The 19,027-nt window shown below is 52.7% G+C and carries 24 protein-coding genes; 3 read left to right on the top strand and 21 right to left on the bottom strand.

Annotation, left to right across the window (positions count from 1 at the left end):
* Positions 1-41 precede the first annotated feature (41 nt).
* The 6 genes from MTP43_RS09865 to MTP43_RS09890 all read right to left on the bottom strand — a co-directional run bounded on the left by MTP43_RS09865 (position 42) and on the right by MTP43_RS09890 (position 6,745).
* Positions 42-257: a hypothetical protein gene (locus MTP43_RS09865; protein ID WP_015536963.1), complete on the bottom strand. Its 216-nt coding sequence runs from the start codon at positions 255-257 to the stop codon at positions 42-44.
* Positions 258-354: 97 nt separating this feature from the next.
* On the bottom strand, positions 355-852 hold the full coding sequence (locus tag MTP43_RS09870; protein ID WP_113620897.1) for a hypothetical protein: 498 nt from the start codon (positions 850-852) through the stop codon (positions 355-357).
* Positions 833-2,350: a Y-family DNA polymerase gene (locus MTP43_RS09875; RefSeq protein ID WP_113620896.1), complete on the bottom strand. Its 1,518-nt coding sequence runs from the start codon at positions 2,348-2,350 to the stop codon at positions 833-835. The genes MTP43_RS09870 and MTP43_RS09875 overlap by 20 nt, the downstream gene beginning before the upstream one ends.
* 170 nt (positions 2,351-2,520) lie before the next feature.
* The gene (locus tag MTP43_RS09880) at positions 2,521-4,575 is read right to left on the bottom strand and encodes a TIM-barrel domain-containing protein (RefSeq protein WP_113620895.1); all 2,055 of its coding nucleotides are present in this window, start codon (positions 4,573-4,575) and stop codon (positions 2,521-2,523) included.
* Between the two features lie 150 nt (positions 4,576-4,725).
* Positions 4,726-5,784: a hypothetical protein gene (locus tag MTP43_RS09885; RefSeq protein ID WP_113620894.1), complete on the bottom strand. Its 1,059-nt coding sequence runs from the start codon at positions 5,782-5,784 to the stop codon at positions 4,726-4,728.
* Positions 5,785-5,917: 133 nt separating this feature from the next.
* Positions 5,918-6,745 (bottom strand): alpha/beta fold hydrolase, encoded by an 828-nt coding sequence (locus tag MTP43_RS09890; protein WP_113620893.1) that lies wholly within the window; start codon positions 6,743-6,745, stop codon positions 5,918-5,920.
* 150 nt (positions 6,746-6,895) lie between these two features.
* Between MTP43_RS09890 and MTP43_RS09895 the strand changes: the two genes are divergently transcribed.
* Positions 6,896-7,375 (top strand): sigma-70 family RNA polymerase sigma factor, encoded by a 480-nt coding sequence (locus tag MTP43_RS09895; protein ID WP_242983873.1) that lies wholly within the window; start codon positions 6,896-6,898, stop codon positions 7,373-7,375.
* A gap of 26 nt (positions 7,376-7,401) precedes the next feature.
* On the top strand, positions 7,402-7,881 hold the full coding sequence (locus MTP43_RS09900) for a helix-turn-helix domain-containing protein (protein ID WP_223451066.1): 480 nt from the start codon (positions 7,402-7,404) through the stop codon (positions 7,879-7,881).
* A gap of 122 nt (positions 7,882-8,003) precedes the next feature.
* Here MTP43_RS09900 and MTP43_RS09905 read toward each other — a convergent pair whose 3' ends face one another.
* The 4 genes from MTP43_RS09905 to MTP43_RS09920 form a co-directional block, all read right to left on the bottom strand.
* Entirely contained in the window at positions 8,004-9,089 is a 1,086-nt protein-coding gene (locus MTP43_RS09905; protein WP_097782539.1) for a hypothetical protein, read from the bottom strand.
* 319 nt (positions 9,090-9,408) lie between these two features.
* Positions 9,409-9,645: a hypothetical protein gene (locus MTP43_RS09910; RefSeq protein WP_005922522.1), complete on the bottom strand. Its 237-nt coding sequence runs from the start codon at positions 9,643-9,645 to the stop codon at positions 9,409-9,411.
* Between the two features lie 60 nt (positions 9,646-9,705).
* Entirely contained in the window at positions 9,706-10,089 is a 384-nt protein-coding gene (locus tag MTP43_RS09915; RefSeq protein ID WP_005922524.1) for a type II toxin-antitoxin system PemK/MazF family toxin, read from the bottom strand.
* A gap of 85 nt (positions 10,090-10,174) precedes the next feature.
* On the bottom strand, positions 10,175-10,909 hold the full coding sequence (locus MTP43_RS09920) for a DUF6551 family protein (RefSeq protein ID WP_154265910.1): 735 nt from the start codon (positions 10,907-10,909) through the stop codon (positions 10,175-10,177).
* 301 nt (positions 10,910-11,210) lie between these two features.
* Between MTP43_RS09920 and MTP43_RS09925 the strand changes: the two genes are divergently transcribed.
* The gene (locus MTP43_RS09925) at positions 11,211-11,423 is read left to right on the top strand and encodes a hypothetical protein (RefSeq protein WP_049929419.1); all 213 of its coding nucleotides are present in this window, start codon (positions 11,211-11,213) and stop codon (positions 11,421-11,423) included.
* 355 nt (positions 11,424-11,778) lie between these two features.
* Here the strand turns inward: MTP43_RS09925 and MTP43_RS09930 are convergent, their stop codons facing one another.
* From MTP43_RS09930 to MTP43_RS09980, 11 genes are all read right to left on the bottom strand, one after another.
* On the bottom strand, positions 11,779-12,480 hold the full coding sequence (locus MTP43_RS09930) for a DUF6796 family protein (protein WP_015536953.1): 702 nt from the start codon (positions 12,478-12,480) through the stop codon (positions 11,779-11,781).
* Positions 12,481-12,540: 60 nt separating this feature from the next.
* The gene (locus MTP43_RS09935) at positions 12,541-13,020 is read right to left on the bottom strand and encodes a hypothetical protein (protein ID WP_005935777.1); all 480 of its coding nucleotides are present in this window, start codon (positions 13,018-13,020) and stop codon (positions 12,541-12,543) included.
* A 146-nt stretch (positions 13,021-13,166) separates the two neighbouring features.
* Positions 13,167-13,769, bottom strand: a complete 603-nt coding sequence (locus MTP43_RS09940) for an L-2-amino-thiazoline-4-carboxylic acid hydrolase (RefSeq protein WP_097785023.1) — start codon at positions 13,767-13,769, stop codon at positions 13,167-13,169.
* 6 nt (positions 13,770-13,775) lie between these two features.
* Positions 13,776-14,408 carry an L-2-amino-thiazoline-4-carboxylic acid hydrolase gene (locus tag MTP43_RS09945; RefSeq protein ID WP_097782536.1) on the bottom strand — a complete coding sequence of 211 codons (633 nt, stop codon included), beginning with the start codon at positions 14,406-14,408 and terminating at the stop codon, positions 13,776-13,778.
* Positions 14,405-15,331, bottom strand: a complete 927-nt coding sequence (locus MTP43_RS09950; protein ID WP_097785022.1) for a ketopantoate reductase family protein — start codon at positions 15,329-15,331, stop codon at positions 14,405-14,407. Before MTP43_RS09950 ends, MTP43_RS09945 begins: the two co-directional genes overlap by 4 nt.
* Complete coding sequence (locus MTP43_RS09955) at positions 15,328-16,170, bottom strand: class I SAM-dependent methyltransferase (RefSeq protein WP_015536948.1); 843 nt, start codon at positions 16,168-16,170, stop codon at positions 15,328-15,330. The genes MTP43_RS09950 and MTP43_RS09955 overlap by 4 nt, the downstream gene beginning before the upstream one ends.
* A gap of 11 nt (positions 16,171-16,181) precedes the next feature.
* Entirely contained in the window at positions 16,182-16,955 is a 774-nt protein-coding gene (locus MTP43_RS09960; protein ID WP_249234788.1) for an alpha/beta fold hydrolase, read from the bottom strand.
* 10 nt (positions 16,956-16,965) lie between these two features.
* The gene (locus MTP43_RS09965) at positions 16,966-17,460 is read right to left on the bottom strand and encodes a hypothetical protein (RefSeq protein ID WP_097782533.1); all 495 of its coding nucleotides are present in this window, start codon (positions 17,458-17,460) and stop codon (positions 16,966-16,968) included.
* Entirely contained in the window at positions 17,460-17,705 is a 246-nt protein-coding gene (locus MTP43_RS09970; RefSeq protein ID WP_223452429.1) for an L-2-amino-thiazoline-4-carboxylic acid hydrolase, read from the bottom strand. Before MTP43_RS09970 ends, MTP43_RS09965 begins: the two co-directional genes overlap by 1 nt.
* Positions 17,706-17,708: 3 nt before the next feature.
* Positions 17,709-18,161, bottom strand: coding sequence for a hypothetical protein (locus MTP43_RS09975; RefSeq protein WP_015536946.1), 453 nt, complete (start codon positions 18,159-18,161; stop codon positions 17,709-17,711).
* A complete protein-coding gene (locus MTP43_RS09980; protein WP_113620889.1) occupies positions 18,158-19,021 on the bottom strand; it encodes an MBL fold metallo-hydrolase in 864 nt (287 codons plus the stop codon). Before MTP43_RS09980 ends, MTP43_RS09975 begins: the two co-directional genes overlap by 4 nt.
* Positions 19,022-19,027 lie beyond the last annotated feature (6 nt).

A 19,027-nucleotide genomic window follows, 5' to 3' on the forward strand; every position in this document is an offset into this window, starting at 1 on the left:
GACCGGGTCACGTAAGACAGCCTTGTGCTATGGAAATGCCCTCAGTTCCCCATGCCGAGGAGCACCAGCACGACCACCACCGCAATGGCGATGAGGCAGCCGCAGCCGCTGCCATCTCCCCCGCCACCGCCGCCATTGTTGTGGTTCCCACCGCCACCGCCGCCGGACGAGCCGCCGAAGTTGCGGTTGAAAGCCGTCATGTACTGGGCATAGCCCGTGTCACCTTTGCCGAAATAGCCGTAATCACCGTTTGCCATTGTGTTTTCCTCCATCCGAAGTGTGTTTTGCTTCTTCTGAGGTCATTTTACTGAAAGAGCTGTCCCATAAACATCTCTTTCAGCATTTCTTGTCATCTCATTCTTCCCGGATTCCCAGATATGCGTCAATTTCCATGATGCCTTCCCCGCTGACCTCCACCAGATCTTCAAAGGGCACCACGGTGTCGCCCACCTGCAAGGTGCGGAACACCGGGTCGATGCGGTCTGCTTTTCCGGTCAGTGTGATGTAGTTGCCCACCGCGGGAACCTCCGGGTGGGCAGTATCCTCTTTGAAATACCGCGCTGTGATGGTCATGCCCTTGGTGACCTGCATCAGCCGATCGGACAGAGCCGACATTTCTTCCTCGGTCAGAATGCGCTTGGTCACGCGCTCGGTGCGCTGCTTTTCTGCGGCAAGCTGCTCGTCATAGCCCCGCAGCGGAGAGAAGGGCGAGAAGATCTTGGCACGGTTCTGAAGGGTCATGCGGGGGTGCTTGCGGAGGGATTCTTCGGTCTGGGGGCGTTCCATCTCTAGGATATCCCCGTACTTTTTGGCGGTCTCCAGCCCGATTTTGCTATTTTTGTAGTTTTCCATCTGAACCTCCCGCCGAACTTCCTGCACTGTGCCCGCCGATTTGTGCGTTGCGCCGGCGCATGGTGGCACCTTCCTCGTAGCTGCTGGCTTTCAGCACGGCGTTTTTGCCGTACTTGTTCTTGATACCCAGCATGGCTTGCTGGAGTTTTTTCTCCTTTTCCAGCTTCTTGGTGTCGGTAAAAAAGTCCACCTGATAGAAGCCCTCGTCCGGCGTGACCTTGTTGGCGTTGAGAGTAATGCGCCGCACCGTCAGCGCCGGGTCGGTGATGCGCTCAAACAGCTTTGCGCTTTCGTTGATGAGGGTGCTGCCCAGATTGGTAGGGGCATCAAACCGGATAGTGCCGTGAGCAGCCTTAGGGATGACCCTGCCGTAGCGGTCGGTCTGGGTCATCCCACGATAGCCGCCCTTGTCCACGTTCTCCCGGTCGTAGCCTATCTCCAAGGTGATGGATTCCGTCACCAGCTTCTTTTCGGTAAGCCGGAACATCAGAATCTCCGCCATCTCCCGGACGATGAGCTTGGCTTTGTCGTTGGGGTAAGGGCAGGTCAGCACCTGTCCCTCGCTGATGCTGTTGGTGCTGGGCTTGTAGCTTTTGATTTGTTCCATGCCGCAGGGTTCATAGCCCCATGCGTGGTCAATGAGAATTTCCGCATCCACGCCAAAAATCTCATACAGCCGATCTTCTCCATGGATGGAAAACCGTGCCAAATCCCCCATGGTATAAATGCCGTGGGCTTCCAGCTTTTTCACTGTGCCGGGGCCGGTCATCCAGAAATCCGTCAAAGGGCGATGGTTCCACAGCAGATACCGGTAGGACTGCTCGTCCAACTCCGCAATGCGAACACCATTCTTGTCCGCCGGGATGTGTTTTGCCACAATGTCCATGGCCAGCTTTGCAAGGTAGAGGTTTGTGCCGATGCCTGCCGTTGCGGTGATGCCGGTGTTGTACAGCACCTCCCGCACCATGGTCATGGCAAGCTCGTGGGCGCTCATGTGGTAGTAGGGCAGATAGCCCGTCACATCAATGAAAACCTCGTCGATGGAGTAGGGGTAGATATCCGCCGGGGACACATATTTGAGGTAGGTCTTGTAGATTTGGGTGGAAACGTCCAGATACCGCTGCATCCGGGGCGGCGCAACGATGTAGCTCAGCCCCAGTGCAGGGTCTGCGTTCAGGGCGTTAGCATCAAAAGAGGTGCTGGCAAAGTGGTATTTTCCATCCTCTCCCCGGACCGCCTTTTTCTGCCGGATGGCGGTCTGCAGCCGCTGGGCGTTGACCTCTTTCACCCGCTGAACGGCTTCAAACAGCCGTGCTCTGCCGGGTATCTTGTAGGCTTTCAGGGAGGGCGATACCGCAAGGCAGATGGTCTTTTCGGTGCGGGAGGCGTCTGCCACCACCAGATTCGTGGTCAGGGGGTCCAGATGGCGGTCTACGCACTCCACCGAGGCATAGAAACTTTTCAGGTCGATTGCCAGATAGGTGCGCTGCGCTGCCATAATTCAGCCCTCCTTTGTAAAAGTCACAACTATTTATCTTATTATAATAAATCTTTACGCTGTTTTCAAGATGGAACGCTATTTTATCTGTGATACAGACAACGAAAAAGAGTGGCAGCATTTCAAGCTGAAACGCTGCCACTCTGTAGGAACTGCGTAATGACTGACGATTATCCTTCTACTTTGACCGTAGCACGATCACTCTTTGCGTTTCCATCCGCATCCAGCGTGATATGCACAAAATGTTCCGGCTTATCATAATCCCTTGTCTCGCCGTCATCGGTATAGTATTCATAGGATGCACCATCGGGAGCATAGGCAAGCAGGCGCAGATCTGCAAAATCCACATCGGCAACGCTCTGGATCTTTTTGCCGTCCTTGGCAAGGGGCAGAAGGTGTCCCTTGCGCAAAAAGAACACCACTTCATCCAGCTCCACCGGAATGTAATGATGGCCTGCCGGCAGCACACTGGTTTCGATGCGGTTGCTTTCGCTGTACTTTACCCGCACCTGCAGCATCTCCTCCGGCAGATAAACATACCGACCTCGGGCGTTTTGCTCATATACCGGGGCGATCAACAAGCTTTCACCGATCATCACCTCATCCTCCACCCGACGGGCAAAGTCATCCTCCGGGAAGGCAAAAGCCAACGGCATACAGTACATGCCGTCGTGCAGGGCAGCTTTCATGTACTCGCTGTAAATGTAGGGCAGCAGCAGGTAGCGCAGCTGTAAAATACCGGCAAAGGCGGCCTTGTTCTTAAAGCGGTAGGGTTCCTGCCGGCGGGTGCCGTTGGCAGAGTGGTTCCGCAGCAGCGGAGAGAAGATGCCCAAGCCGTACCAGCGCAGCACCAGATCCTCCGTGGTATTGCTGCCAAAGCCGCCAATGTCGGGGCCTTCGTACAGGAAGCCGCACATATTCAGGGAGGGCATCATGTGCAGCGCAAGCAGAATGTGGCTCCACCAAGAATGGTTGTCGCCGGTCCAGATGCCGCCATACCGGTGCATCCCGATGCAGGCAGAACGGGAGTACATCAAAATGCGCTTGTCCGGCTCCAGCCGCTCAAAAGCCTCGCCTGCCGCACGGGTCATGTTATAACCAAAAAGATTATGTACCTTGTCGTGCCGCATACGCCCCTGCTTGGTGTTGTGGTAGAACAGCTTATAATCGTTTTCGTTGTTGGAAAGCTCTGCCACCATGCCGGTAAAAGCAGCAAAGCTGGAAATATCCAGGTTTTGCTTGTTATATTCCTCAATTTTAGCAAAGGTCTTTTTCAGTCTTTCCTCTGCGTAGAAGATAGCAGGCTCGTTCATATCGTTCCAGAAGCCCTCGATCCCCTGATCCAGCAGAACTTTATATTGACTGCCAAACCAAGCACGGGCTTCCGGGTTGAGCATATCGGGGAAGTGTACCCGTCCCGGCCACACACCGGCTACAAAGGGGGTGCCATCCTGATTCGTGCAGAAGTAGCCGTTTTTCACGCCCTCCTCGTACACATCATATCCCTCTTCGATTTTGACTCCTGCATCGATGATGGGGACAAGACGGATGCCCTGCGCTTTCATCTCGGCGGCAAAGTCTGCAAAACGCGGGAAGCGCTGCGCATCCACCGTAAAGTCCTTGTAATGCTCCATGTAATCAATATCCAAAACCACAGCGTCCAGCGGCATATTATTGGCACGGTAATTTGCCACCACCTCGCGGACCTCGTCCTCGTTCATGTAGCTCCAGCGGCTCTGGGCGTTGCCAAAAGCCCATTTGGGCGGAATATAACTGCGTCCCACCAACTGGCGGAACTGGTGCACAATATCGGTCAGGCTTTCGCCCTCAATGATGTAGAGATCGTAATTTTCCTCGGCCACCGTGATGCGTAAGGTATCCAGGTCGGTGTAGCCGCAGTCAAAGGTGACCTTGCCCGGGTAGTCGATAAAAACGCCAAATGTATCCTTGCCGGACACGATCATAAAATTATAAGCACCGTACAGCGAGGATTTACCCTCGGTATGGTTGCCGTCATCGGAGCATTTGCTTTCGTACACCCACCCGCGCTTGTTGATACCACGGACGTTCTCGCCAAGACCATACAGGACATCCTGCGGCTCCATGGCATAGGAGAAACCATCCGGCTCCTTGGTCAGATAGGGTATCGTTTCCATCATGGGCAAAAAAGAACCCACTACACTTTCGGTATCAAACGGTTGTCCGTATCGCTTTTTGTAGATCATAGTAAAATATCTCTCCTCTGTTTTTTGAATTGTCACTGTGTAAAACGTACCAACGTATTTTTGATGGACAATTAAGAAACTCTGACATTGACTGGAGCAATTGGGGCTTCAGCTTTTTTTCAACCCAATCGCTGCGGTTGTGCAGCTATTTCAATACAAGATCCTTGAAACGTGATGTTCCTGTTTACCCAGATACAGCTCCACGATCATCCGTCCGTTTTCGGTATTGCAGAGGTTTTCTTTGCAATAGCCGCAGAGCTTTCCGTCTGCCTGTGCCACATAGCAGCGCAGCGGCTGCTGAAGCTCCTGCGGGATGCTGCTCCACGGGATCACATAGCTCATGCCGGTGTCCCCCACATCCACGATGCAGGCCCGGTCGCTGTCCTCCTCTGATAAAATCAGCTCTACCTGAAACACATCCGCAAAGGGTGCGCCCTGATACTGGGCTTTTTCCCGCCTGCGCTGGGCACGCAGGTCAGACAGGGCGGCGTTCAGTTCCGCCTCCGGCACATCGGTCTGGTACAGCAGAATGTGCAGTTGCTGCTCCGTTGCCTCGCTTCCCTGCTCCCTGTCGGGCGGCAGGGTCACGTCTGCATGAATAGCACAGACCTGCTCCCGCAGCTCGGTGCGCAGCCGGGCAAGCATCTGCTGACGCTCCGCCTCCACCTCCTGCGGTGTTTTTGGCTCCGGGGCGGGTAGGTTTTCGGTATCCGGTACGATGTCCGGCAAGGGCTTTTCCGGCACAGCAACAGTTGATTTCTCCACTGTTTCACGGGGCGGCTTTGCCTCCGCAGCAGGGACTTTCAGCCTATCTGCCGTGGATGCCGATGCGCTCTTTGCTGTCGTTTTCGGCGCAGACGGAGACGACCGCTGCTTTTTGGACTGTGCTGCATCTGCGGTTTTCGGGGCGGCTTTTGCAGGTTCAGAGGGATTGCTTCTTGTACCGGAATCGTAGGATGGTCGGAACTCATTCCCGGTGCGGCGGTAGTACCGTCTGCCCACCTGTTCCCTGCTTTTCTTCACACCATCGTAGATCCACGCAAAGATCATGTACCGGGTAAGCGTGTCCCAAAAACTATTACGCCGGCAGCGCCCCTTACGGTTTTTATGACGGCGGCGGGAGTTGTGGTACGCCAGCGACATGGCTTCAAAGACCAGAAAGCCGCACACAAAGCCCATGCCGGCAAACAGCTTTTTCCAGAAGTTCATTCCTCGCACCTCCCGAAGTGTGTTTTGCGGTGAGCTTTTCTAATCACAAGTCAAGAAATTAGTGCAACATTCAAACAGCATATTTGCGATACGCAATTCAACGCTGTTGCTGCTGTATTAAAAAGTTGAATTGCTAAGTTTCCTGTTGTAAAATATTTGCAGCAAATTCATCTATCAGCCGATTCACCTGTTCGGGTTTGTCTGTGTTGGAATTATGCCCTGCTCCTTCGATCCACGTCAATGGGATTTTCGTATTGCGATGCCATGCTTTGTTGTACCGTATACACGAACCTGCATGATCTTGTGTGCCGCATATCAGCAACGCCGGACATTTGATCTCATACGGCAGATTCTTTTCTATGGCCGCTGCCAAAATACGAAAACCATGTCCGGCAATTTGTGCATAGCGTTTCTGGTTTCCGTCATAAGTCAGCATCATTTCACGCATGAGATTTCTACCGTAATCAGACGTAGCAACGCCTTCCGACCCCGATTTCAGGAGCCATTTCCACGGATAGTGAGCATATACCGGTTCCATCCGTTTCAAAAGCCAAATTTCAACTGCCGTCACATAGCTTCGTTGCAGCGGTGCAGAGTCAATGGAGACAAAGCCTGTCATTTTGTCTGGGTAAAGCTGTGCATAAGCCTGTCCCACATATCCACCCATGGACTGCCCGACAATAACAGACTTTGTGATTCCTTCTTGGTTTAAGATATCGTTCAGCCATTTTGCCTTATCGAACAGATCAAAATCAAACCGAAACGGCCATGAAGAAGCATGTGCCGGTGCATCCCAGACGATAACATTATACCTGCTCTCAAAATACTGAATCTGCTTATCAAACAATCTATGATCCGCAGTCAATCCCGGCAGAAAAACAAGCGTAATTGTATCCGGGTTTGACACACTTACCCAATACCGAATCGTTCCGCACCGAGTTTGACAAGTCTTTTCTTTCATCAGGCTCCCCTCCACAAATTACGAGTTATCCCCCTCAGTATACCACGCTTTTCCCCTGCAGAAAAGCTGCTGCGCACAAAAGGCTTCTCCGGCAACTATCCGCGCCCCGGCTCATACAATCTAACAACTATGTACCGGGAGGGATATCGTGTGCTGCTGACCTTACTACAATTTTTCGTCACAAAATTTCTGTTTCTGGCGCTCCATCTGGAAAGCGGCTGCTTTCCGCGTCCGCTCACAGCCCGGGAAGAGGCCGCCGCTTTCAGCGCCCTGCACGCCGGAGATGCCGCCGCCCGGGAAAAGCTGATCCGCCACAATCTGCGGCTGGTGGCGCACATCGTAAAAAAATATTACGCCCTGCCGGGTGATCAAGAGGATCTTGTTTCCATCGGCACCATCGGGCTGATGAAAGCGGTAGATACCTTTGATGCCACACGCAAGGCGCGGTTTTCCACTTATGCCAGCCGCTGCATTGAAAATGCTATCCTCTCCCCAGCGCACTTTGGGATGGAAAAGAGAATCCACCTCTTTCACGCAATGACGCATCTACGTCAAAATGGATTTTTTGGAGCCGAGAGAGCGGTTCCTTTTTTCTGCTTCAGAGGGTGTCATGTGAGGGTTGTGGTCTAACCCCTCTATACATCTTACAGGTAAGTTTGGCAGGCCCCCGCACCACCGTAGAGGCGCAGGCGTTCTACCGTATGTACCACTCTTACGCCGACATCCCGAATCCATGGGACCGTCTGCGTTGGTGCCGCTATGGTCTTGACCTGCTGCAAAAAGAGGTTGCCGCCATGGTGGGCATGGAGGAATGGCTCTATCGGGATCTAGAAAGCGGCATATTTCACCGCAGCTTTACGCCGGAACTTGCGGACAAGCTCGCCGCCCTTTACGGCATCCCGGTGGAGGACATTCTGGACGACTACACCCTGTTTCTGCACCGGGGCGGAGGAGACTTCCTCCGCAGATACCGGGAGGCAAAAGGCTGGAACCGTCAGCAGCTTGCCGACCATGCAAAGGTCAGCAGGACAAGCATCCGCTGCTGGGAGAGTGGACAAAAGACCATCAGTCAGAAGTGCTTTTGCCATCTGGTGGAAAACCTTGGTTCCGATTTTCCATCTATGCTTCGCATGTGAGGTATGGTAATTTTTCTCCGGTCAAACGAAAAAGCCTGTCTGCAAGCCACGATATGTGGCAGCGCAGACGGGCTTTCGTTATGGAATCATTCTGTTTCAATTATTCTGATATTCGCTCTGACTTACATGGCGTTCCGTAAAACACGCAGTCGTTCTTCAAACGTTGCTTTCCATGCCGGATGCTCGGAGAATACGGTGTGCTCCACCTGACGGACTTGGTTCAGTCCGATGTTCCGCACCGCTTCCACTGCAGCATCTTTTTGGCTCAGATGGCGTTTTCCCACGGTCAGACAGTTTGCGCCTTCTGGCGTGTCGTACTGCTGAAACGCCCGGTTGAAGTCCATCAGGTCATGCAGACGGATGGGCTGATTGGTTTCGTTGTCTACCAGCAGACCCCAATTTTCCCAATGACGGTCGGTATTGCCCACCAGATAATCCAGAATGTTCATCATATAGTAGCCGGGAGCATCCAGCTCTAAGATCTTATCCAGCGTATTCCAATCACGGTTCGTGCAGTAGACGTCATAGGCTGCATAGGTCACAAGACTGTATCGCTGAGATGTCATGATTTTGCTGATAGAAACCGGCTCATTTTCAAACATTCCCTGCTCATACAGTACCTGATGGCAGTCAAAGCACCGGCAGATTTTGCTTGCCAGCACTTCACGTTCCACCGCTTCCCTGCCACCATCCTTGTAAAGATAGAAGCCATCCTCTTTTCGCACCCACGCCTTGGGGTACAAGCCGCCCGTAGACAGGTCATTTGCCAGAAGATGGGCGTTTGTCACCGTCATTTGGTGCCCCCGCAGCGCAATATCCACAAGCGCATTGCTTAAGGAGTGTGCAAAAAGGTTGATATCCTCGAATCGAATGTTCTCGTTTTCTTCTTTCACCCAGAACACATCCAGCAAAGACAGACAATGGTAGGATAATGCAATCTGTGCTCGTTCCCTGTCCGTAACACTCTGAGATGCACCGATACTGTTCAGGATTTCCTTGGCGTAGGTGCGATCCAACGTCAACATCCGGGAGGCGCACCAATAGTAAAAGTTCGTTACATTATTGATGCGCTCGTCAAAATCATCCGATTCCACCAGAACCAGATCATAGGGCATGAAATCCTCGAGGCAGACCCTGCATTCCCCTGTCGTGCTGAGTTGTGCCACACAGCTTTCCCGGTGCATGATCTCGTAAAACATGGTTTTCATCCCTCCCTGCGTTCTGTGTCTTGCTCTGTATTTATATTACCTTCTTTTTTCACGGGACGCAAGAGCTTTTACTTTTCAAAAAGCTTTTTCTGCTGCTCCATCAGGACGGTTTCGATACGCTCTTTCAGCAAAAAGCGGAACTGTTTTGAGTGTTATGCAATGCCATAGGATACCATATTGGCCGCCAACAATCAATGATTTTTTGTCAGCAAAATTCCAAAAACTTATGTAACACAAAAAGCCCCACGCTCAACACTGCCTCTAAATCTGACCGTCTCTGGTCAGAGCAGAAAAGCATATGTTGAGCGTGGGGCTTTGTTTATCGGCTCGGCTGCCAGCCGGGCTTTTGGTGTTCTTTGGGTTTGTAGGTTCCTTTGGTAGTATCGATCACCGCCTGCAGCAATTCGAGCTTCTGCCATGTGGGGCAGTTCAGACGGTCGATTTTTTCGATCACATAGTTGGCGTGGGCGGTTGCGACCCGTTTTCCGAGTTCGTCCCATCCCTCTTTCGTTTTGGGGTAATGTACCACCACTTCAATGGGGGCACTCTTTCGCATGGCTCACTCACCTCCGGTTACATCGCTATCACCTCATTTTTACGGGTTACTGGTTGTCCGCTATTCGCTGCGGTTTCCGCTCAGAACGTTCAGAGCCAGACTGACCAGCAAAGCCATATCAATGCGGAGCATTTCAGCCTTGCTGGCATAGCCCATAAAGCGTTCGATGCGGGATTTATCGATCGTGAAGATCTGCTCCAGAAGAATCATGGACGGTTCTTCAAAGGCCGGGTTGGAATCCACCAGCACATGGGTGGGCTGGTTTTTCTTCTTTTCCGTCCGGGTGGTAACAGTTACAACGATCAATGTAGGCGAATGACGGTTTCCAATGTTGTTCTGCAGAACTACCACAGGGCGTTTCCCGCCCTGTTCCGAGCCGATATGCGGCTCCATGTCTGCATAGTAGATGTCCCCTCTGAGATATCTCCAATTGTTCGGTAACATAAAAATCAACCTCCTTTTTATGTAAGAAACAGCCGCCGCAGACGGATACCACGACGGCTGTTGTTCAGGAGGTAAAACGAAATTGTCAGTTTTTCAGCGGCAGACTCATCTCACGGCTGGCACCGTTATAGATGCGGAGAATCTGCCGCATGTGGCGGTTTGCAGAACTGCCGGTGTCTTTCTGAGCCAGCTGCGTGATGGTTTTCGGGTGTGTCCTTGCCAGCTGCTGCACCAGGCGCTCCCGGCTGTACTCGCCCTCGTATACGGAGATGAAGCGGGCCACACCACGGATTACACCGGCAAGGTAGGAATCCACATTGCCCTTCCACGCCTCGTTGATGATGTGAAGCATCTCGACGTAGCGCTCACAGCCATACTGCTTGTACAGTTCGTATGCCGTTTCGATGCAGTAGATTTTCCAGGGTGCCCGGATGCCGTCATAGGCAAATTCCACACCGGCATTCGACGTGATCCCCACAAAGTAAAGTGCATCCGGGTTTTCGGCCACCAGATTTGCACGAAGACGTTCGCCCGCCGTCAGGCAGGTAGCATTGCCCGTCTGAATCGCAAACAGCGTTGCTTCGTCTTCTTTGGTAAGGCCATAGAAGACCTTGCAGCGGATGGGCAATTCCATACCACCGTTGCAGGTTCGACGTGCTTCTACCGTGTTCTGCCCATCCAGAATGTAGCCATTCCATGTGATGATGGGATTCAGAAGACGACCCTCGGCAATGATGTTCTGCTCAAGCTGCTGTTCTTCCTCAAACTGCAGCGGCGGAATTTTGCTTTGGAACTCCGGGTCAATTTTAAGCTGGCTCAGTTTCACGTCGGTTCTCCTTTCCGGTCATTTTTGATTTACGGACAATGGGCTGAACGTAGTAGTCAAACCCATATCGTGTCTGGCAATACGTGCAGACATCCTTGACGAGCTGCCTGGGGTCGGCTCTGCGGAGATGGACGCCCTTTGCGTCCAAAAATGCCCCTCGGCAGACGGCGCACAAAGTTGTCAGGGTGGATTCATCCACCTTTTTTGTGGTCTTACGGTTCATTTGCGTACTCCTTTTCGCTGATATATAAAAACGCCGTCCGTGGTTCCCCTCGAACGGCGTTTGGAAAAGGTTTTGTATGGTTTCTCTTACGCGGTGACAGACCAGACTCTGAAAATCAACACCGAGAAAAAGGTCATCTCGCTGAATCTGCAGATCGACACCGACATTTGCAGCATGTACGAATATTTTGAGATTTTCCTGCAGCGGATGCTGATGTGCCGTGGGGCTGCCGATATGCTGGGAGCAACCTTCAAGTTGACGGCCAATGGGGCCAAAGTTCTTTAATGTGTAGCCATCTCCTTAAAGAACAGGAACCAGCCTTTACAATAAAAAACAAAAAGTCCCGCCTGAAAGTAAAGCTTTCACTTTCAGGCGGGATGTCTTTCAATATGACTGCTATGGCGGCATGCGTGATCATGAACTCTGCACGATGTCAAGTCCTAGACAACTTTTTTCAAATACAAATCTTCAATGATGGTGGTTTCATCGTATGCAGCAACTGTGCAAGCGATCCCTGTTCTGCTACTACTCCATCTTTGAGCACCACAATCTTACCTGCACTGGAAACAGTGCGCATCCGGTGGGCGATGATGAGGACGGTTTTATTTTTTTATCAGCCGGGATATTCAAGACTCCTTTTTTATTGAGTGTGACTTCTCTCATAAACCGCAGCCGCGATGCACCAGACCATAATGGCACTGTTCGTGCTGCTCTGGCTCATTACGGACATCCATGTGGCCACCGGCACCTGCATGGCCTGTGCAATATCAGGAACAGTAACCAGCAGAAGATTCCATGTGACCGGGTGAAAAGCCAGCATCCACCGGGAATACCGTGTCTTGCCCGCAAGCAGCATCACGAAATGGATGCCGAAAGCCAGTATCATCGGAACGTACATCGGCGCAATGGCGAGGAGCATGCCGTCTTGATAGGCGGTGACCGCCGCGATGGCAGCTTCTTCTCCGATGCGCGGGCCCAGATAGGTGGTGAACCACGCCATGGTAGCCACCCAGGTGTGGATAGTCAGCGCCACCGCAACGGTGAAAATTCCGCACAGATACTGAATGATCTTTGTTTTTCTGTACTTTGTATCAATGTCCGCATTCAGCGCTTTTACTACGAAGTAATAGAGAAAGCCGCCGACCGCTCCCAGCCCAACGGTAAGCACAGGCTTCCACAGCCCGTAGGAGCCGGACAGATAATAGGCTCTATTGAAAAGACCGGTGTCCGTTTCCCGAAGCGGAATGCAGCCCAGCAGCCAGTCCCCGGCAGCCATAAATCCGCATCCGACTGCGCCAAGAATGCACCAGCGAATCAGCTTTTTCGGTTTCTCCGTCTTCATCTTTTTTGTCTCCGATTGCAGTTCATGATTCTGCTTTTCATTTGGGCAATTTCCAACTTCTTAGAAAATCAAATGGACAATACCGCCGACAATTGCCGCTCCCGCAACCCAGATCAGCGCCAGTATGCTTCGCTTTTTCAGCACCTGCCTCCAGGTCTGCACGAACGGCGCATCTTCTAGCCCTGGCAGCACCCAAAACTGGCTGTGCCCGACCCATAGCTTGTCGATTACAACGCCGTCATAGATATTCATAACCTCAAGAAACAGCAGCGCCTGCCAATAGGCCTCACCAAAGGAGGAAGCCCCGTTCCACAAACCGATGATCAGCACAAGAGCAGCAAGCATCACGATAAAGAACGGTATCATAAAGCATTTTCGTTTCCGGTTCATCGTATTGCGGTCGATCAGTCCCAGTTCGATGGCGCGATCCTGCACCTCCTTGGGATAAAAGTACAGTCCGTTGACAGCACCACCGATCACAGCGATTTTTACCATTGCGGTAAACAGCAGACAATAAAGCAGCAGTTGCAGTACGATCATTGTTTTTCTCCTCTCAGTCTGCGTGCGAATCGGGCATATGCTCCCATTTCCTTCGTCTTCCATTGTGGTTCATACAAAACAAGAACGTATGCCAGAAATACCATGTACCAAATCGTTTGATTTCCATTTCAATATGCCGCCCACTATTATCTGACCTTCATGCAGAAATCGCAGCGGTCATTTCCACGCCCCAGCGTCATGCTTCTCTCCCAGATCAGCTTCGGATGCAGCCCGGTATAGCTGATGTCATCGCTGTCACAAAAACAGCGGCACAGCTCCGGGCAGCCGTATTCTGCGCAGGTGTCGTGATAGGGACACTTCATCATATCCACACGCCAGACGCCGTTACCGGTCTGCAGTTCTTTTGGGGCAAAGCCCGCCGCCGGGCCGAAAATGCTCCGGGTGGATTTGACGAAAACGCCGGGAACAAGGCGGTAAAGCCCCGGTATGTGCAGCAGGGCGGCAAGCTGTTTGTGGCTCGTTCTCGCCAAGTGCTCCACATAGCCGTGAACGGTTTGCAGTGCCTCCTCTTTCGGCATGACCCGCTGCAAGGTCTCGTAGGCCGCAATGCCCGGCAATATCTGCCGCTTGAGGTGGTATTGCTTTTCCTTGCTTGCACCCGCGTTTTCAGCCAGCAGCGCATTCAGGCGCATATCAAAAGCGGCGTTCAGCTGCTTTGCCTGCGCAGGAAAGCGTTGCGCCGCAGTCTCCCGAAAGTCACGGGAAAGATAGGTTTCCTTCGCCTTCATCGTCCGTCACCCCTTCTTTTTGTACCCGCAGTCGCAGTAGGGTCCGCCGGAGGCAAGGGTGTACTGCCGCACAAAATTTGTCACGCCGCCCGCTTCGCTCATGGTGTAGTCCAGACGGCACAGCGCGGGAGTGAGGTCATATAGCCCCAGCTTTTTCATCAGCACACAGATGCCGCATTTGGTGAAGCGTCCCTCGTAGCCGCTGCCATCCGGGTATTCGTAAAATTCCATGTTCCACGAATAGGGGTTACGGTCGGCGGCTTTCAAGGTGGCGGTCGCCTTCATGCCGGAAATATCTTTGGGGGTAAACTTGTTTTTTCCGCTCTTGCGGCAGAACCACTGCATGGGCTTTGTCATCATGGACTTTGCGTAGTAATCCGTCAGCCTGTCCACCTCCGGACGTTGCGGCATGGAGAGGATGAACGCGCCGAGCATTGCGCAGTTGACGATGTTCATCTTGAAGCGGTCCGCTTTTTCAAACTCCGGCAGCCTGCGGATGATCTGCCGGTATTGCGGCTTTGCCTTTTTCGTGATAGCTCTTGCGGTGGCTGCATCATAGCCCAGCACAGCGGTCAGCTGCTTTTGAAAGGAACCGGCAAACAGCATCCACATCCCAAAGGGCATTCCGGCATACTTCATTGCAGATACCTCCCGGCTTCCGCTTCCAGTGCCTGCCATACCGGGTAGACTGCGCCATGTTCATCGAAAAATTTCTTGAGATCCCGATTCAGCGCACTCATTTCGTCGATGGCGTTCATGGCATGGTCGGAGGCGCAGAGTTTCCCCAGCGAGGTGGCACACATCAGCTTGAAAAAGCGCAGGCAGGTCTTGCGGTATTTCTCCCCTTCAAAGTCTGCATCTTCCTTGGGCAGAATGGTGTGCCCGGCATCTCGGATGGCGCGGTATCCCTCGATGTTGGCATCCAGCACACGGTTCAGGTACGCGGTATCTCCCCTGAGCTTTTTCAGGTCGCCGTCTGTCTTATAGCAGGCGAAGGCCGCAGGCATCACAAACGCGGCATGGCAGAGCAGATAGTCCTCCATGTTCGGCTCGTAAACGACCTTATATTTTGTGCCGTGGAAGATGCGCCCGATCAGCTGTTTATTGGAGATTGCACCCGGCAGCTGTCCGATGGTGATCTTTTTCAGGTCGATGGAGACCACCCGGTCAACCTCCCGATGCCCGGCAGAAAGTGCAAAGGCAAACAGGACGTTCTTTTCCGGCAGTACCGCCGCCAGTGCCCTCGCCTGCACATTGTTCCCCACAAAAACGATGTTCTTCGTCCGGTTCGCCCGCAGCGTGTCCAGAACGGAATCCAGCTGTGTATAGCGCAGGACCACAAAGATCACATCGTACATTGCATCCGGTGCAAGTTCAGTCACCACCGGAATGCGGCTGACCGAGGTGCAGGGTGAAAACTTATCCTTGATCCGCAGGCCGTTCTGCTTGATCTCCGCAGCCCAGTTTCCCCGCGCAAGCAGAGTGACATCCTTTCCGGCGCGCAGCAGATTTCTTGCCAGATTGCACCCCAGAACGCCTGCACCATATACCAGAATCTTCATTTCTTGCCTCCAAATCTGATCTTCACGATCTGCATTTTCATCCCGTTGTCTCCAACCTTTGCGAGGAATCGGAAAAAGCCGCTGACAGAAGGGTCTTTCAAATCGTTGTACCCCATCATATAGCCCCTGCTGGATACTTGCAAACGGCTGTCCCATGGGGAAAGCTCGCTTTTCGCATCCGAAACCGCGAAATATGCTCCCACATCCTTGATTTTCGCCGTCCTGAGCCACGTTTTGGCGATCATCTTCACCGCCGTACGGTTGGCAGCATCAAAGACCAGCACTCCGCCGGGAAAAGCATCTGCCATCCCCTGCACCAGCGCCTTGACCTGCTCCGTCAGGAAGTAATAGAACACCCCGGAGGCAAAGAACACCGCCCCGCCGGAGGCATCGATCTTGTCAAACCATGCGGGGTCTTTCAGGTCGCAGGGGATGTTTTGCTCCCGCTCCCCGGCGGGCAGCAGCTGCTGCCGCAAGGCAATCACATCCGGGAAGTCCAGATTGTAGATCTTGCATCTGCCGTTGTCGCAGGCTCTGCCGGTATTATCCAGCCCGCAGCCCAGATTGACCACTGCCGCACAGGGGTGGTTTTTCAGGTACGCCCGCACCTCCCACGCAAGGTCATTCTGCCGCATGGCCACCTCCAGCGCACCGAAACACTGCATCAGGCTGCGGGAGTTTTTCTCTGCCTCTGAAAAATCGTAGTCGATCTGGTCGAACAGCCGCACCGCTGTTTCGTCCCGGTAAAGGTTCGGGTACAGTTCGGTGCACAGCTTCCGGGAATACAGTGGGAGGATCAGCGTCTCCTGCACGGTGTTTTTCTCGATTTTGTATTTCATATCGGGTCCTCTCACTTTCTGATAAACGGCAGCTTCGGCATACCGTCCTGCTCAGCGATAAATGCCAGCATTTCAGCAAAGCCCTTCGGATCACGAATCTGATATTGCATGTGATCGTATCCCTCAAATACGGGGTAATTGCCGCAGGGATAGGCTTCCATCACTGCCTGACGGTATTTGAAATGCTCTTCTATGCTGCCAAACTCGAAATAGAGATGCTTTTGCAGTTCTTCGGGAAGGGACGGAAAGGGTTTATCCTCCAGACTGTCCAGAATCTGTCGCCGCAAATTTGTATAGGTCAGATTTTCCCCTGCGGCTATAAAATACGGCTTTATGGAATTATCGTCACACCACAGTATCTTTTTCAATGTGCCGCCCTTTGACCAGTACAGGCTCTTGATGGCCAGATACAGAAACGGTGTCATCATGCGGCGTGTACCTTTTCCGATTTGTGCAAACTGCCCGCCGTCAAAGAAAACATGTCCGATGGGCAGCTTCGTGCCTGTCAAAAACGCCATGGCAAGGTCAGCACCGATCGAAGAAGCCACAACCAGTTCAAGGCGTTCCACCCCCTGCGATTTCAGGTATTCTTCCACCTGACGAACCTCGTCCGCCTTGCTGACATATTTCTGCCCTTTGCAGTACACGGTGGAGGTAGGTAAAATGCAGAAATACCGATTCTGTAAATAGTTTGCAACCGGTTCGCTGCTCTCCCCCGTCACACCCATAGCATGAAAGAACAGCACCGCAGGATGATTCCTGTTGCCATAAGTTTGAAACATCATTGATATCGCCTCAGTTTTCCATAAGAAACATCATAATTCTCGCCAGCGCCGCCGCTATGACTGCCATGCCCACCGTGCCGAACAGCCACTTTTTCTGCTTGTCTTTTGCGGTGATGTACGGCTTCAGATCTTCTGTTCCGGGGATCGTCCATGCGTTCGTGTGCCCCACCCAATAGCCGTCAACCAACAGGCGGTCCATGAGATTCATAACGGACAAGATGACGAGTAACTGCCAGAAGCCCGCCGCAAAGCTGCGCGCACCGTTTATCCCATAGACACAGACCAGCACATAGCTGATATAGCCGGGGACGCAGACGGCTTTGAAAAGTAGAGAATTGCGCTTGATTTTCTCGTGTGTTGTAAGTCCCAGCTTCACGCACCGCTGCTGCACCGCCGGGCTGTAAAGATGCACCATCCCAACAGCCCCTTTGCAGATGCCCACAGCACAGACAAGAACCAGCAAAGCCCCCAGCCCAAGACCTTCCAGAATCACCTGTAAAAGCATTACTTATTCCTCCTGTATCCGTTTTCGTCCCGGTATTCTGGATGCTCCTTTAAGTACGGATCCTTGTCGCCGCAGATGGTATAGTCGCATCGGCAACCGTCCACGCAGGTGGTCGTCCGCACCAGCTTGGCATGGAGCAGTTCCATGGACGCATAGTCCACATTGCACAGGGCGGGCATAATGTCCGTAAATCCGAACCGCTTGGCAAATTCCGCCGCCGGGCACGCCGTAAATTCATAATAGATGGGCTAGTTCTTTTCGTAAGGAGCCACCGTCATTTCATAATCGTGCCATTTGTCGCAGCCGCTTTTCGCACGAACAAACGCCTTGTACATCAGCTTCCTCCAGAACGGCTTGTTGCAGTCCACAAATTTCAGCTTGCGGAAAGTTGGAAGAATCAGTTTTTCCTCCATCTCTTCAATTTCACGGAATGTGGTCACATCCCGGCACACATCGTAATAGCACATAATGGCGATGCAGTCGTAGGTGCCGCCTACGCCGTTGTGAAAATTCTTTTTACCGCCGAGGTCGGTGCGCCACTTGGAAAGAAGCTCTGCGTATCTCAGCTGCACCTGCTCCCAGACCACCTCGCGCTCCACCTCCGGATAGTGCAGGGCGATTTTCGCCAGAATTTCTTTTTTGCAGGGCGTGGAATACAGCACATGGCAGTTGCGGTCAATTTGTAATTCGCTGTCCCTCATCTTCCCACGCCTTTCAGAAAACCGCTCTTTGCATTTTCTTCAGTGTCGTCCGATTCGTCGTAGGCATCATAGGGTGCCGATGGGTCATGTACTCGTTTTTTGAATGGTGAACAGCTCTTGTCTTTGTGGGCAAACGCAAAGGCAAAATTGTCCGTCCATCCCGTGTGACCGGTGATGAAATATGGATGCAGCCCACGTGCGCGCAGTTTCCGCTCCAGCTCCGCCAGTGACTGCACAGCCAGCTTATTGTCCTCCGCCAGCGAGGAAATGAAGCTGTAGCCGCCGTCCGCGCCAAACCACAGCGTGTCGCCAGTAAAAAGGTACTTATCGTCAATGAGGTAGACCATATGTCCCCATGTATGGCCGGGAACCCGAAAGCACTCGATCCTGACGCCGTCAATGTCAAGTACCTGCCCATCGTGCAGCAGTACCTTTTCGTTGTTGATCGTGACCTGCGGCAATTTATAGAGATGATAGATGACTTTTCGCCGCTCCTCGCCGGTGAGATACCGGTTCTCGATCTCGCCGATGTACAGCTTCGCATTCCGGAACAGCCCCGGACTGTCTGCTTCCACCGCACCCACATGGTCGGTGTCCTGATGGGTGATAAGGATATGGTGTATCGACTTCGGATCAATCCCAAGCCAGCCCATTTTTTCGGCAAGGCGGTCGTAGTTATATCCCGCATCGACCATAATGGTGGTATCGCCCTTGCGGTAAAAGAAGATATTTGCCACCCACTCCCGCACACAGGCGACATTTTCATCAATCCTGCCAGTGTTCAAAGGCTTGAAGATTTCCTTGCCCCGGTACATCCGGCTCATTGCTTTTCTTTGAAATTCCGTTGCCATTTTCGACATGATCGC

Source organism: Faecalibacterium sp. IP-1-18 (assembly GCF_023347355.1).
Lineage (GTDB): Bacteria > Bacillota > Clostridia > Oscillospirales > Ruminococcaceae > Faecalibacterium > Faecalibacterium prausnitzii.